Origin of the sequence: Schinkia azotoformans LMG 9581 (assembly GCF_000307855.1) — a bacterium.
Lineage (GTDB): Bacteria > Bacillota > Bacilli > Bacillales > Bacillaceae_J > Schinkia > Schinkia azotoformans.
The window spans coordinates 18,599-33,641 of sequence record NZ_AJLR01000045.1; the positions used below are offsets into that span (position 1 = coordinate 18,599).

The 15,043-nt window shown below is 33.6% G+C and carries 14 protein-coding genes; all 14 read left to right on the forward strand.

Annotated elements, in window-relative coordinates; translation table 11 throughout:
* Positions 1-49 precede the first annotated feature (49 nt).
* The 14 genes from BAZO_RS07160 to BAZO_RS07225 all read left to right on the forward strand — a co-directional run bounded on the left by BAZO_RS07160 (position 50) and on the right by BAZO_RS07225 (position 14,823).
* Positions 50-1,879 carry a motility associated factor glycosyltransferase family protein gene (locus BAZO_RS07160; RefSeq protein WP_003330704.1) on the forward strand — a complete coding sequence of 610 codons (1,830 nt, stop codon included), beginning with the start codon at positions 50-52 and terminating at the stop codon, positions 1,877-1,879.
* 165 nt (positions 1,880-2,044) lie between these two features.
* The gene (gene pseB, locus BAZO_RS07165) at positions 2,045-3,019 is read left to right on the forward strand and encodes a UDP-N-acetylglucosamine 4,6-dehydratase (inverting) (RefSeq protein ID WP_003330705.1); all 975 of its coding nucleotides are present in this window, start codon (positions 2,045-2,047) and stop codon (positions 3,017-3,019) included.
* 16 nt (positions 3,020-3,035) lie between these two features.
* Entirely contained in the window at positions 3,036-4,214 is a 1,179-nt protein-coding gene (gene pseC, locus BAZO_RS07170; RefSeq protein WP_003330706.1) for a UDP-4-amino-4,6-dideoxy-N-acetyl-beta-L-altrosamine transaminase, read from the forward strand.
* A gap of 313 nt (positions 4,215-4,527) precedes the next feature.
* Positions 4,528-5,205: an HAD family hydrolase gene (locus BAZO_RS07175; RefSeq protein ID WP_003330707.1), complete on the forward strand. Its 678-nt coding sequence runs from the start codon at positions 4,528-4,530 to the stop codon at positions 5,203-5,205.
* A 7-nt stretch (positions 5,206-5,212) separates the two neighbouring features.
* The gene (locus tag BAZO_RS07180) at positions 5,213-6,211 is read left to right on the forward strand and encodes an ATP-grasp domain-containing protein (protein ID WP_003330708.1); all 999 of its coding nucleotides are present in this window, start codon (positions 5,213-5,215) and stop codon (positions 6,209-6,211) included.
* 74 nt (positions 6,212-6,285) lie between these two features.
* On the forward strand, positions 6,286-7,014 hold the full coding sequence (locus BAZO_RS07185; protein WP_003330709.1) for a cytidylyltransferase domain-containing protein: 729 nt from the start codon (positions 6,286-6,288) through the stop codon (positions 7,012-7,014).
* A gap of 13 nt (positions 7,015-7,027) precedes the next feature.
* Positions 7,028-8,086, forward strand: a complete 1,059-nt coding sequence (pseG, locus tag BAZO_RS07190; protein ID WP_003330710.1) for a UDP-2,4-diacetamido-2,4,6-trideoxy-beta-L-altropyranose hydrolase — start codon at positions 7,028-7,030, stop codon at positions 8,084-8,086.
* Between the two features lie 25 nt (positions 8,087-8,111).
* The gene (pseI, locus tag BAZO_RS07195; RefSeq protein ID WP_039957147.1) at positions 8,112-9,161 is read left to right on the forward strand and encodes a pseudaminic acid synthase; all 1,050 of its coding nucleotides are present in this window, start codon (positions 8,112-8,114) and stop codon (positions 9,159-9,161) included.
* A 242-nt stretch (positions 9,162-9,403) separates the two neighbouring features.
* Positions 9,404-10,174, forward strand: a complete 771-nt coding sequence (locus BAZO_RS07200; protein ID WP_003330712.1) for an AAC(3) family N-acetyltransferase — start codon at positions 9,404-9,406, stop codon at positions 10,172-10,174.
* 10 nt (positions 10,175-10,184) lie between these two features.
* The gene (locus BAZO_RS07205) at positions 10,185-11,480 is read left to right on the forward strand and encodes a DUF4910 domain-containing protein (protein WP_003330713.1); all 1,296 of its coding nucleotides are present in this window, start codon (positions 10,185-10,187) and stop codon (positions 11,478-11,480) included.
* 18 nt (positions 11,481-11,498) lie between these two features.
* The gene (locus tag BAZO_RS07210; protein ID WP_003330714.1) at positions 11,499-12,245 is read left to right on the forward strand and encodes a TylF/MycF/NovP-related O-methyltransferase; all 747 of its coding nucleotides are present in this window, start codon (positions 11,499-11,501) and stop codon (positions 12,243-12,245) included.
* A 248-nt stretch (positions 12,246-12,493) separates the two neighbouring features.
* Positions 12,494-14,188 (forward strand): HAD-IIIC family phosphatase, encoded by a 1,695-nt coding sequence (locus BAZO_RS07215; RefSeq protein WP_039957148.1) that lies wholly within the window; start codon positions 12,494-12,496, stop codon positions 14,186-14,188.
* On the forward strand, positions 14,172-14,420 hold the full coding sequence (locus BAZO_RS07220; protein ID WP_157382087.1) for an acyl carrier protein: 249 nt from the start codon (positions 14,172-14,174) through the stop codon (positions 14,418-14,420). Before BAZO_RS07215 ends, BAZO_RS07220 begins: the two co-directional genes overlap by 17 nt.
* A gap of 13 nt (positions 14,421-14,433) precedes the next feature.
* Positions 14,434-14,823, forward strand: a complete 390-nt coding sequence (locus BAZO_RS07225) for a VOC family protein (RefSeq protein WP_003330717.1) — start codon at positions 14,434-14,436, stop codon at positions 14,821-14,823.
* Positions 14,824-15,043 lie beyond the last annotated feature (220 nt).

A 15,043-nucleotide genomic window follows, 5' to 3' on the forward strand; every position in this document is an offset into this window, starting at 1 on the left:
TCCTTTTTTAATAAAATATATTTCCCTTAAAATTCAGGTAAAATAATGTTTGGAAGGTGAAGGTATGCTAATTGATAAAAACATAGAAATTCTACAACAAAATGAAATGCATTGGATTGGAAACTTAACTCCTTCATCTATTACGCATGAATTTATTTCTTCAGAGGATTCAAGAGCTGAATATTTTAAAGATAAGTACGGTAAAGTATATAGAACAGAGGATTTATACGATAAAACATACAATATTACCCCATTAAAAAAAGAAATTATCTTTGTAATCGGGATTAATTCGATTAATGAACTGAAAGAATTATATAAAAGAATTAATAAGGATTCGTTTTTAGTTGTCATAGAACCAAATTTATCTTTTTTAAACTATGTTTTATATTATAAAAACCTAGATCTATTCCAAAATAAAAATGTTATATTATTTTCTGATAATATCGAACGGTTGAATGATTTTATTCGAGGTTTCTTTTCGAATTATGGGTTACTTGGATTAGCAAAAAATATTAACTTTTATCAAACGGATTATTATCGGAAATATGATATGGAGATAACGAAGCAGTGCTTACAAATCATTCGAGAGGTAGTCAGAAATCTTATTTTATCAGTAGGAAATAGCATAGAAGATGGTTTGGATGGACTAAAAAATAATCTTGAAAATTTAAAATGGCTCGAAAAGTCAAAGGATGTTTCTCAATTAAAAAATAGATATAAAGATAAACCAGCTATTGTTGTTTCGGCTGGTCCATCCTTAAATAAGAATATTAAGGAACTTAAAAGGGCAAAAAATAAAGCAGTTATTATTGCAGTTGATACGATAGTTAACAAGTTATTAATAGAGGATATTGTTCCTGATTTTGTATGTTCAGTTGAACGGGTTCCAGAAGTATATGAATACTTTTATAAGGATAAAAATATTCCTAAGGAAGTAACTCTTGTAGGCCCTCCACTCTTAGATACCCGAATTTTTTCGGAGTTTCAAGGGGAAATAATATTACCAATGAGAAAAGGAGTGGCAGAGTATAATTGGTTAAAACAATTATTAGTACTAAACGATGATAGCTTTATCGAAATGGGGTCTTCTTGTGCTCATGTTGCTTTCGGATTAGCCATGCATATAGGAGCATCACCGATAATTCTTGTAGGGCAAGATCTAGCATATGGCTCTAAAGAGGGAGAATCTCACGCATCAGGAACAATATATGAAAGTAAAGTTCAAGATCAAAAAGCTGAGTCTTTAATCCAAGATTATAAAATAGAAGGTTACTATGGAGGATTAGTAAGTACAACTTATATATGGGGATATTTTAAACAGTGGTTTGAAGCGCAAATTAGTAATCAACAACTATTTGTTATCAATGCAACTGAAGGAGGAGCTAAAATTAGCTTTACCGTTCAAAAGCCCTTGAAAGAAACAATAGATACGTATTGTTTGGAAGAGATTGATTCAGTCGAAAGAATGGTTAAGACCATCAATACATACGGTATAAATATTGGAGATATGAAGGATGCTCTTTATAAAGAATTAGATTACTTTTCTACATTTAAAGAAAAATGTACAGATCAGCTTAAAAGTATTAAGGAATTAAAAATTAATTATTCAAGTTCACAAAAGAAGTTAACGAAGGCTATTAAAGAGCTACAAAAATCAAATTATATAATGAATGAGATTATACGACATGATTTATTAAGGCATAACCTGCAATCTATTGTTGTAAAATTCCTTTGGGATATAAATGGAGTTGAACAAGTAATTAATGCCAAAAATATACTTAAGAATAAAGAGATTCAAATAAAGATGTTAATTCCTACTATTGTTTGCGTTGAACAAATAGAAGATTATATAAATGATGTACTAAAAAATTATATTTAATAGAAAATATGATTTTATTTATAACGTTCTCAGGGTTAATTTCGTAAATTTTAACTATAATAATATAGTTTTTTAATTTATTGCAAAGCCCGATAAATTTTGGAAAATAACCAAGTATAATAAATTGCATAATGCAAATGTCGATACAATTGCGAGGGAAAAACAATGCTATCAGGAAAAACAATATTAGTTACAGGTGGTACGGGCTCATTTGGTAAGAAATTCATTCAGAAAGTACTTGAGTTTGATGTTAAGAAAGTCATTGTATTCAGTCGTGATGAATTGAAACAGTATGAAATGTCTAGGGAGTATACTGATTCACGTATACGTTTTTTTATTGGCGATGTGCGTGATAAAGACAGACTTTACCGGGCGTTTGACAGTGTAGATATTGTTATTCATGCAGCAGCTTTAAAGCATGTAGGAGCCTGTGAATATAATCCCTTTGAGGCAGTTAAAACGAATATTCACGGTGCGCAAAATATTATAGAAGCGGCAATTGATAAAGGAGTAAAAAGGGTAATTGCTTTAAGTACCGATAAAGCCTGTAGCCCGATTAATTTATACGGAGCTACAAAATTAGCGTCAGATAAACTATTTGTCGCAGCCAATGCTTATGTTGGGGGAAAAGATACACGATTTTCTGTGGTACGTTATGGGAATGTTGTAGGTAGCAGGGGAAGTGTGGTACCTTTCTTTAAAAAAATTAAAGGAACGGGCAAAATTCCAGTAACAGATGAACGTATGACGCGGTTTTGGATAACTTTAGACCAAGGGGTACAATTTGTGTTAGATAACCTTGAGCGCATGCATGGTGGGGAAATCTTTGTCCCTAAAATTCCAAGTATGAAGGTAATAGATCTTGCAAAAGCAGTTGCACCAGACTGTGAAATTGAAATAGTAGGCATCCGCCCAGGGGAAAAACTTCATGAATCGATGATTACAGAAGACGATGCCCGCCATACGAAAGAATTTGATACATATTATATTATTCAACCGGAATTCCCGTGGTGGTCTGAAGGGTACACAGCTGCTGGTAAATCATTAGAAGAAGGGTTTAAATATACGAGTGACACAAACACAAAATGGCTATCTGTTGATGAGTTAAGAGAATTAGTTGAGGATATGCAGTTTCATTGAATAGAGGCGAATAGAGATGGGGAATTTCAAACCAGTCAGGGATTCCTATTTACCGTATGGTAGACAATGGATTGATGAAGAGGATATTGAGTCGGTTATTAGGGTACTACGTGGTGATTATTTAACTACTGGACCTTATGTTTCTGAATTTGAAACTGCCGTTGCAAATTACGTTGGAGCAAAATATGCAGTATCTTTTTCAAACGGAACTGCTGCACTGCATGGTGCTTGTTTTGCCGCAGGAATAGGTGATGGAGATGAAGTTATTACAACGCCTATGACATTTGTAGCAAGTGCAAATTGTATCCTCTACCAACGGGGAAAGCCAGTATTTGCAGACATCGATAATAAAACATACAATATTGACCCAGTTGAAATAGAAAGGAAAATAACAAGTAGAACAAAAGCGATTATACCAGTAGATTTTACTGGACAACCCGTTGCGCTAGATGAAATTATTTCTATTGCTAAAAAACATAATTTAGCTGTAATAGAGGATGCAGCACATGCATTAGGTGCAACGTATAAGGGTAAAAGAATCGGGTCTATTAGTGATATGACCATGTTCAGCTTCCATCCAGTTAAACATATAACAACAGGTGAGGGTGGGGTCATTACAACTAATAACAAAGATTATTATGAAAAGCTTCTCCAGTTTCGTAGCCACGGGATAACAAGGGATAAAATTAAATTAAATGATATTGAACAAGGACCTTGGTATTATGAAATGCAATTTTTAGGCTATAATTATCGAATGACAGATATTCAAGCATCTCTTGGTATTAGTCAATTGAAGAAGATTGATAAGTTTGTTAATTTTAGGAAAAAATATGTATCAATATATAATGAGGCATTTAAAGATATGGATGAAATAAAAATTCCATATCAAAATAAAGAAGGATCATCAAGTTGGCACCTATATATCATTCGGCTAGACTTGGAAAAATTAAAAGAAAGTAGAAAAGAAATTTTTGAATCATTACAAAAGCGGAATATCGGAGTTAATGTGCATTATATTCCCGTCTATTTTCATCCATATTATATGAAATGTGGTTATCAAAGAGGGGTATGTCCAAATGCGGAAAAATTGTATGAGGAAATTATTACATTACCACTTTTTCCTGCAATGACAGAAGATGATGTGAATGATGTTATATCGGCAGTAAATGAGGTCTTAATTTATAATCGGAAGTAGAGCAAATTAATGAAAGTTCATTTGTTTAGGGTTAAATAATTCTGTTTTTATCAAGTTAAAAAAATGGGTTATTAATATTATATGGAGTTTATGTTAAGACAAGGTCTTACTTAGTATAAAAAGCATAACAAGTTAGTTATTCCAATCTAAATCGTAATATAAGAAGAATCTCCTGAATGAAGATAACTTCACAAACCACTTATTTTGGCTCAGACCAATGAGTTGGGAGCATAACCCATTTATCGAAGTACCTTGAACATTTGGAAGAACGTCTAAATCATTAGAATTTGCTATCGATAAAAGGAAGAAGAATATGTATAAAACTTTAATTCCAATCTTTGATCTTGATGATACGTTATATTGTGAACATGATTATGTTCGATCGGGGTTTAAGTCAGTAGCTAATTTTATTACTAGCAAAAATAACACCGCAAATGCAGGGTTAATTTATAATAATTTCATTAATGTCTGGCTATCACATGGAAGAGGGAAAGTTTTTGATATTGTTTGTGAAAACCTTAGTATCCCTTTTGATATAGCAAAACTAGTTCAAGTATACAGAGAACATCAACCCAAATTAGAATTATACGATGATGCTAAGGAAGTACTATCGTATTTTAATACTAAGAAAATACCGATGGGTTTAATCACTGATGGGAATTCGACTATGCAATGGAGAAAGATTAAATCATTAAAATTAGATGAATTAATAGATGTTATTATAGTAACTGATGATTTAGGTTTTGAATATTGGAAACCCAATGCGGCTCCATATAAAAAGGCTGCGAAAATACTTAATGTGCCAATTGAAAAATGTGTATATATTGGAGATAACCCAAATAAAGATTTTGTAACTGCAAAGAAATTAGGAATGCACACTATCAGAATTGTTCGTCCAGTTGGTGATCATGCGAAAACAAGACTCAATAAGACATATGAGGCCGATAAAGAAATATATTCGTTAATCGAATTGCTAGAGAACTGGAGCTGATTTTTAGTTGAATGTTTTGGTAACAAGTATTTCAAGGAAAATTCCTTTAATAAATGAAGTTCAAAAAGCAGGCAATAAGCTTGGTATAAATAGTTTAATATATGGCGCAGATAGTAACAGTGAGGCAATCGGAAAATTTTTTGTCGACAATTTTTGGCATATGCCATTATTAAACGAATTAAAAATAGAAGACCTAATAACATATTGTAAATCTAATGATATTAAAGCGATTATTCCAACTAGGGATGGAGAGTTGGTGTTTTTCTCAAAATATAGAGAATTATTGCGTGAGAATAATATTAATGCAATGATTTCAGATGAAACTACAATTAAAAATTGTCTTGATAAGCTTGCTTATTTTTCGATTGCAAAAGAAATGGGATATCCAGTAATAAATACCTATGTTGATATTGAAGATCTTACTTGTGATAGTTTTGTTGTAAAAGAACGGTATGGTGCTGGAGCAAAAAAAATAGGTATAAATTTAACTAAGCAAGAAGCTATTAGACATGCTAAATATTTAAAAAAGCCTATTTTCCAGCCTTTTATAAAAGGTCAAGAATATAGTGTTGATATTTTTATTGATATGGTGGGTAAGATTAAAGGCAGTGTGGTAAGAAAAAGGGATTTAGTTCTAAATGGTGAGTCACAAATTACTACTACTATTAACTTTACACGGTTAGAGATACTTTGTGAACAATTTGCCTCTGAATTGAAATTTTATGGACATATAATAATGCAGGTAATAGTTGATCTTGAAGGTAACATTCATTTCATTGAGTGTAACCCTAGATTTGGCGGAGCATCAACGTTAAGTATTGCAGTTGGCTTAGATAGTTTTTATTGGTTTTTGCTAGAAGTTAGAGGATTTAATTTGGATGACATATCATTTGAGAGAAGTAAAAGTGAAAAAAGGTTAATTCGTTATCCAAAAGATTGGATTTTAGAAATTGAGGAAAAAGAAAAACTTTTAAAAAATAAAAATGAAATGTTTTACCCTAAGTAAATTTTTTATATCAGTGGTTTAAGATAATATAATAGGATAAATTATCTTTGAAATTATATAGAGGTGCACAATCCATGAAAACAGTTATAATTATCCAAGCCCGCATGGGGTCAACACGTCTTCCAGGAAAAATTATGAAGCCGCTTGGTGGAAGTGTTGTGCTGGATTTTGTTGTATCAAGATGTAAGCTGGTTGAAAATGTGGAGGAAGTGATAGTAGCTACGTCAATTCTTTCGCAAGATGATGCAGTTGAACAATGGTGTTTACAAAACAATGTTTCGTGTTTCCGTGGGTCAGAGGATGATGTTCTATCCCGATATTATGAGTGTGCACTTCAATACAAACCAGTTGATTATGTCATTCGCGTGACGGCTGACTGTCCATTTGTTGATTACGAGCTTGCGAATGAAGTAATTGCTGAAATGAAAGAGCATCCTGCCGATATCGTACTTCTTAATGGAAGTTTGCCGCGAGGGCTGGCGGTTGAAATGATTTCCTTTTCAGCCTTAGAATATATTTTTGAAAATGGCCATGAGCCGCGCCATCGTGAACATGTTACATATTATGCCTATGAGCATCCTCAGCAATTTAAAGCAATTTCTTTAGAAGTGCCAGAAGTGAAGAAACATCCAGAACTGCGGATTACATTGGACACTGAGGAAGACTATAAGCTCTGCCAGGCTGTTGCTGATTATTTTCAAGGGGACAAGCTAGTGTTGTCGCAAACAGTTGTGAATTTTCTAGTAGAGCATCCGGAAATAGCGAAGCTAAATGCCCATATTCAGCAGAAGCAGGTGATTTAATTGAGGTGAATGTATGCAAATTCTTATCCGAGCAGACGCCTCTACTGAAATAGGTTCCGGTCATATTATGCGTTGTTTAACTTTTGCTGATATGCTTAGGAAGGAGGGGGCAACGGTCTATTTTGTTTGTCGGGAGCTAAAAGGTCACCTTTGCGGACTTATAGAAGCAAAAGGTTATCACTGCTTACGACTTCCACATCTTAAACAAACGTTTGATCAACAAAAAGATGCGCAGGAAACCTTGCTTTTACTAGAATTTAACGGATTGAAATTTGATATTGTAATCATTGACCATTATCTTATTGATTCGCTATGGGAGCAAGCTGTACGAACAGCTATCCCAAATATTATGGTCATAGATGATTTAGCTAATCGAAAGCATGATTGTGATATCCTTCTTGACCAAAATTATTTTAAAAATTTTGAAATAAGATATGATGATTTAGTTCCGACGGGTTGTAACAAACTCCTTGGGCTCAAATATTTATTGCTGCGGCCGGAATTTTATGAAGAGAATACAGTCATCGATAAAAAATGCAAACCAATTCAAGATCTTTTAATTTTTTATGGAGGCTCCGATCCAACAAATGAAACAGTGAAAGTGTTAGAGGCACTGGATCAAATTAAACTTACTGATCTTACTATCCGTATTGTGGTCGGATTGTCTAATGCTAATCTAAAATTAATTGAAAATAGGTGCCGTGATCGGAACTTTCATTTTTATGTACAAATCGATTATCTTGCTCAATTGATGAAAAAAGCGGATTTAGCGTTAGGGGCAGGCGGTGTAACAATGTGGGAACGCTGTTACCTTGGATTACCATCAATAATAACGGTTGTCGCTGAAAATCAGAAAGCTTCAACGGAAGCAGCTGCTAAATATGGTGCGGTTTGGAATTTAGGATGGCATGAAAATGTAACAGTTTCAAATCTTGTCGATATAATAAATAACGCCATCGAAAATCCTGATGTTCTGAAGAATATGTCGATAAAAGCAAAGCAGCTGCTGAAATCGGATGTAAAATATCGGACACATCCAGTTATTGAGGCAATCATAAACATTCTTAGATAATAACGTTACAACCTACATTAATGAGGTGATCAAATTGAAAATTGGCAACCGGCAAATAGGAAAAGGTTATAAACCCTTTATCATTGCGGAGATGTCCGGCAACCATAATCAATCATTAGAAAAAGCGTTGCAAATCGTTGAAGCAGCAGCCGAAGCAGGGGTTGATGCACTCAAACTACAAACCTATACGGCTGATACCATGACGCTAGATATCAATAAAGGCGAGTTTTTCATTAACAACCCAGACAGTTTATGGAAGGGTAAATCCTATTATGATTTATATAAAGAAGCGTATACTCCTTGGGAATGGCATGAAGCGATTTTTAAACGTTGCCGGGAGTTGGGGCTTATTGCTTTTAGTTCGCCTTTTGATGAAACAGCAGTTGATTTTTTAGAAAAACTAGATGTGCCCTGTTACAAGATTGCTTCTTTTGAAAATACGGATATACCGCTGATTGAGAAAGCAGCTTCTACAGGAAAGCCTCTTATTATCTCAACCGGAATGGCAACCGTTGCGGAGTTGGATGAAACAGTGTGGGCGGCAAGACAGGCAGGCTGCAAAGATATAATCCTTTTGAAATGTACAAGTACATACCCGGCTTCACCAGAAAATTCTAATCTTTTAACCCTTCCGCATATAAGGGAATTGTTCCAATGTGAAGTAGGATTGTCCGATCATACGATGGGTATAGGGGTCGGTGTTGCCAGTGTTGTATTAGGCGCAACGGTGATTGAGAAGCATTTTACCACCTCAAGGGCCGAAGGTGGAACAGACGCGGCGTTTTCAATGGAGCCAGATGAGATGAAAGCCTTAGTGACGGAAACAGAAAAGGCATGGAAAAGTCTTGGAGCAATCAGCTATGGTCCAACAAAAGCGGAGCAAGCATCATTAAAGGATCGACGTTCGTTATATGTTGCCGAAGACATTTGTGCAGGTGAGATTTTAACAAAAGAGAATATAAGAGCGATTCGCCCAGGATTTGGTCTGGCACCTAAGCATTTTAAAAACGTACTTGGGAAAAAAGCAAAAGTAGACATAAAGAAAGGTACGCCATTATCGTGGGAGTTATTTTAGTTCTACAAGCCTTTCAGAGCGACTGGGCTTAGGGTGCAACATATAGCGGGTGGGGTTTCCGCTCTAAAATACTGTAGCTTCCTTTATGTAGCAAAAATTAAAGCTGGTAAAACATATATAAATGAGAATATTAGAATAGTAAGGTCTAGGTGTGGATTAGAGCCGATGTATTTTTAAGTTATTTTGGGTAAAACAGCAAAGACTAATTTAGCCAAAGGAGCACCAATGAGGTGGTAGCTATTATGAGTTATAAATCATTAAATGAAATTTTTTTTAAAATAGAAATCGGAGCTGGAGATATATTATTAATCGGTTCAGATGTTACTCTATTAGCATTAGAATCACTACGTAATGGTGAAAAGTTTAATGCTGAAAATTTTATTGATTGTATCATTGAAAAAGTTGGTGACAACGGTACTATTATGTTCCCAACCTATAATTGGGACTTTTGTAAGGGTGTTGGCTTTGATTATAATAAAACGCCTTCCAAGACGGGTGCTCTAACAACAGTAGCGTTAAAAAGAAAGGATTTCAAACGTACAAAGCATCCAATTTATTCTTTTGCTGTATGGGGAAAGGATCAGCGGTATTTATGTAACTTGGAAAATGTTAGTTCATTTGGTAGCGATTCCCCATTTGGCTACTTGCATAAACAAAATGCAAAAATGTTAATAATTGGACTAGATTATCAAAGGTCGTTTACCTTTGTACATCATGTGGAAGAAATGGAAAAAGCCCCGTATCGTTATCATAAAAATTTTACTGCTCCTTATATTAATGAAGATGGTATAGAGGATGTGCGTACCTATTCGATGTATGTACGAAATCTCAAACCAGAAGTATTTACACAGATAAATCCTATAGGAAATGAGCTTGAAAGGCAGGGGGCCTCCCATCATTTTATTATCAATACAGTAGACTTTTATTTAATTGATTTGCCAAAGGCTTATAGAATTATAAAAGATGATATTGTGTACAATGGAGGAAAAAGGCTTCATATAGTGACTGAATAGGAAGGTTATGATGAATATTATGAATGCTGTAAAAAGTGAAGGAAAAATAATGTATGAACTCATGAGTCGGCTCTTTCCAATTTGCCGTAGTATTACAGGTGAAGGAATACGCCAAACATTGTCTATCCTACAGCAACATATTCCATTAAGTATTGTAGAGGTGCCTTCTGGAACAAAAGTATTTGATTGGGAGATTCCAAGAGAGTGGAATATTCGTGATGCCTACATAATCGATCCAGAGGGTAATAAAGTTGTTGATTTTAAAGAGCATAATTTACATGTAGTTGGATATTCAATCCCAGTAAATAGGAAAATTACATTAGAAGAGCTTCAGGAACATCTGTATTCACTGGAGAATCAGCCAGATGCAATTCCGTATGTTACATCATATTATAAAGAGAGATGGGGATTTTGTATAACACATAACCAGCGTCAAACCTTAAAAAAAGGAACTTATCATGTATTTATTGATAGCGAGCTGAAAGTGGGGTCCCTAACATACGGTGAAGTTGTTATTCCAGGTGAGTCTGAAAAAGAGGTTTTTCTATCAACCTATATATGTCACCCATCAATGGCAAATAATGAATTATCAGGCCCAGTAATGGCAACACAGCTTATTAAATGGATTTTGCAGAAACCACGAAGATATACATATCGAATTGTATTTATTCCTGAAACAATTGGCTCGATAACGTATTTAAGTAAGCATCTTCAACATTTAAAACAAAATGTGATTGCTGGTTATAATATTTCTTGTGTAGGAGATGAACGTGAATTTTCTTATCTGCCCTCAAGAAGTGGTGATACTTTGTCAGATAGAGTGGCACTAAACGTGTTAAAGTATAAGCACCCTGATTTTATACGTTATACGTTTTTAGATCGTGGTAGTGATGAACGGCAATATTGTAGTCCAGGAGTGGATCTCCCAATTGCAAGTATTATGCGTACTAAATTTGGTCAATATCCCGAATATCATACGTCGCTTGATAATTTAGAACTAGTTACGCCCGCTGGTCTACAGGGTTGCTATGATGTATATACTGATTGTCTAGAATTAATAGAAAAAAATGCTTACTATCAGGTTACTTGTTTTTGCGAGCCGCAGTTAGGAAAGCGGGGATTATATCCAACACTCAGCACAAAGGAATCAGGTAAACAAGTACGGACGATGATGAACTTTATTGCTTATGCTGATGGTAAACATGATTTAATTGAAATTGCAGATATTATAAATGTGCCTGCAACAGACTTAATTTCTATATTAGAGCAGTTAATAGACTCGAAGGTAATTATATGCCTAGAATAAAAAAGTAAAGGTGATTATATGGACAATAATTTTAATGCTAGCTTTGCCAGTGATAGTGAAAAAAGGAATAGGGCCTCCTTTTATGAATTGTACAAAAATAATCCGTTGCCTGAAGATGAAATATTAAATAATCTTGGCCTATTTATCAATCGCCAAAATTTATCTAGAATACTATTAATGCATGAATTATATAAGAAAATTATTGATGTGAATGGTGTAGTAATGGAATTCGGGGTTAGATGGGGACAAAACTTATGTTTATTCGAAATATTTAGAGCGATATACGAGCCTTATAATTATACAAGAAAAATCATAGGTTTTGATACTTTTGAAGGTTTTCCAAGCGTGCACAAAAAGGATGGTAAATTAAATCGAATAGGAGATTACAATGTTACACCATATTATGAAGAATATTTACAGCAATTATTAAATTATCATGAATCTGAAAGCCCAGTTGCACATATTAAAAAATCTATATTAATTAAAGGTGATGCAATAGTTACATTAAAAGAATACATAGAACAACATACTGAAACAATCATTGCATTTGCTTATTTTGATTTTGATATATATGAGCCGACTAAAAAGTGTTTAGAATTAATCAAAGATAGAGTTACAAAAGGCTCGATTATTGCTTTTGATGAATTAAATCATCCTGGATTTCCAGGTGAAACACAAGCGTTTCTTGAGGTCATAGGAGTACGCAATTGCAAATTGAGGAGATCATCTTTAACACCATATGTTTCATACATTGTGGTAGAATAAATTAAGCCTATACATCATATCATTTTTGGTGTTTTAGAAACTGATTATTAACAAACCCTAAAAATAGTGGAACAGTCTTGATTTCCAATATTATTTTATTTCATTGGGTTTAAATACGAAAACTGCATTCCACTTGAAGAGATTTTTTGTGTATTTTGAAGTAAAGCATTTTAAGGTTATAAAGAGATATATAAATTTATTTTTTATCTGAAATTAATTTTGATGATAAGAGAAACGGGTGAAGAATAATGATGAAATTGACTCAATTTTGTTGTCTTTTAAATCCAGAATTGAATTCACGTGACGTAAAAAAGTTTAGCTTTGAGATAAATACTTTAAAATCAATTAAGTTATCTATTGAACGCACTCTTCCATTTGAATATATTGCCAAGTTTATGCCCCCTTTTCTCTCTCTTTGGGATAAGGAGGGTATTTTTTCATATTCAGATTATGATACGTCGTTGGCGCAAATTTCTAGAGAAGATGATATAGATGTGTATATTTTTTGGATGGATTGGCGCCTATATATGGAAAATATGAGTCCAGAACAATGCGCAATATGGTTTTCTGAGCGGCTTATAAAAACAAAAAGCAATTGTTCAATTTTAGTCAATAATTGGCCGAGTTTTTGGCAATTGGATGAGAAGCAATATAGTGCAAATCTATCAAAACGAGGGTGGATTTATCAGTTTAATGTGCAACTTGAGCGATTAAAGCAGGAGTTTAAGCAGCTTGAAATAATCGATTTAGATTTGCTAAGTAGCCAGATTGGCATGAGTTCATATGATTCTAGAAATGACAAAGTAAGTAATTATCCTTTCTCAAATCAACTAACTTTGCAAGTTGCAAGGTATATTTCCTTAAACCTCTTGCCAGCAATGCTAGAACCAAAACTGAAAGCAATTGTTGTAGATTTGGATAATACACTTTATAGCGGTGTTTTAGGGGAAGATGGTAATGATGGAATTCATTTAACTGAGGAACATATACAATTACAGAAAGTATTAAAGAATCTTAAAGAAAATGGCATTTTACTGGCGATTAGTTCAAAAAATAATGAGATGGATGTCCTAGAGTTATTTGAAAAACGAACGGACTTTCCACTACAAAGAAATGATTTTACTTTTATAGAAGCTAATTGGAGTAGTAAGGCAGAAAATATCAAGATTATGGCTAAGAAATTTAATTTTGATGTTTCGTCAATGCTTTTTATTGATGATAATCCTGCGGAATTGATGCATGTGGTGTCAGATCTTCCTGCGATTCATTTACTATTGGCAGATGCAACTGGGAAAGAAACGGTGCATCGCTTGATTAATTACCCAAGATTGTATTCGTTGAAAAAAGATGAAATGGCTGAACAGCGTCAACAAGATATTTTAGCCAATCAAAAAAGGCAAGTACTTCAGGCAAACGCGGTGGATGGTAATGCCTATTTAAATAGCTTGCAGATGCAAATTGGTATATATGAAAATGAGAAAGGGCACATGCAGCGTATATTTGAACTTGGACAAAAAACGAATCAGTTTAATTTAGCATTGAAACGGTTGACGAAAGGTCAAATGGAGGAAAAATTTATATCCCAAGATTATAAAATTTATTCAATTACACTTTCAGATATTTTAAGTTATAGTGGAATAATTGGAGTATTTATATGTCATATCAATGGTGTAACTGCACGTTTTGAGGAAATTCTATTTAGTTGTAGGGCTCTTGGTAGAAAAGTAGAGGATGCTGCGTTGCACTCTATTTTAAAGAAATTGCAAAAAGAGCATATTCAATTTGTTCAATTTGATACTGTTAGAGGACCACGAAACAAACCTGCACTTGATTGGATTCAATCTGTAACTTTAAATTATGTTGAAAATTTAGTTGATATTAAAAATAGGCTAGAGGCAAAGCTATTAGATTATCCAGCGGAGGTTATTGAAAAGCATGAATAATAATATAAAACAAAAAATCGATGAAATATTGCAAGAAGTATTTGAAATAAAAAGTGTAGATGAATCACTTTTGAGCCGTGAAAGTAACGCAACATGGGATTCATTAAAACATTTAGAAATTATTATGGCGATTGAAGAAGAATTTGATATTCGTTTTAGTGCAATTGAAGTAACAGAAGTAATGAATGCATCTGATTTATATAAAATTGTTGAAAAGAAGCTATATATATAAGGAACTTGATAAAATGTTTAAATTTCATCATATTGGGTTAGCATGCAAAAATCTTGATAAAGAAATAAAAGCACATAAAATGTTAAACTATGTCCAAGAATCATCTATATTTGAAGACGTTAATCAAAAAATTAAAGGTGTATTTATGGTTAATGGAGAGTTTCGTATAGAGTTGTTAGAGGCTATTGATGAAGAATCACCTATCAATAATTATTTGAAAAAGGGAATTCGAATGTATCATCAATGTTTTACTACTGAAAATCTTGATGCTGCGATTAAATTTTTAACAAACGAGGGAGCTCTTTTAGTGGTTGAACCAATTGAAGCTGTGGCGTTTAATAAACGAAAAATTGCCTTTCTTTATTTACGTACACAAATGCTAATTGAATTAATTGAAGAGTAGAAAGACTAGGTGATGGGATGAATATTCGCTTCTGTCACTGCTCGAAAAATGTCTAGGTTTGTAGAATTGAAGAACATAAGTATGGCATATTATTAATGCGAATCCACTCCATGTGAATTGCTAGTAACTCCTTAGAGCTTTTCTTGCCGTAACGTAGTTGGAAACGACAAGCGTGATGGTTTGAAAAAAAAGAAAAGATTGGGCAATTAACAACTAAGCT

Coding starts and splice junctions, on each gene's coding strand:
- BAZO_RS07215 (WP_039957148.1), top strand. CDS start 12,494: ATGATGAAATTGACTCAATTTTGTTGTCTTTTAAATCCAGAATTGAAT.
- pseG (WP_003330710.1), top strand. CDS start 7,028: ATGCAAATTCTTATCCGAGCAGACGCCTCTACTGAAATAGGTTCCGGT.
- BAZO_RS07175 (WP_003330707.1), top strand. CDS start 4,528: ATGTATAAAACTTTAATTCCAATCTTTGATCTTGATGATACGTTATAT.
- BAZO_RS07210 (WP_003330714.1), top strand. CDS start 11,499: ATGGACAATAATTTTAATGCTAGCTTTGCCAGTGATAGTGAAAAAAGG.
- BAZO_RS07185 (WP_003330709.1), top strand. CDS start 6,286: ATGAAAACAGTTATAATTATCCAAGCCCGCATGGGGTCAACACGTCTT.
- BAZO_RS07205 (WP_003330713.1), top strand. CDS start 10,185: ATGAATATTATGAATGCTGTAAAAAGTGAAGGAAAAATAATGTATGAA.
- pseC (WP_003330706.1), top strand. CDS start 3,036: ATGGGGAATTTCAAACCAGTCAGGGATTCCTATTTACCGTATGGTAGA.
- pseB (WP_003330705.1), top strand. CDS start 2,045: ATGCTATCAGGAAAAACAATATTAGTTACAGGTGGTACGGGCTCATTT.
- BAZO_RS07200 (WP_003330712.1), top strand. CDS start 9,404: ATGAGTTATAAATCATTAAATGAAATTTTTTTTAAAATAGAAATCGGA.
- BAZO_RS07225 (WP_003330717.1), top strand. CDS start 14,434: ATGTTTAAATTTCATCATATTGGGTTAGCATGCAAAAATCTTGATAAA.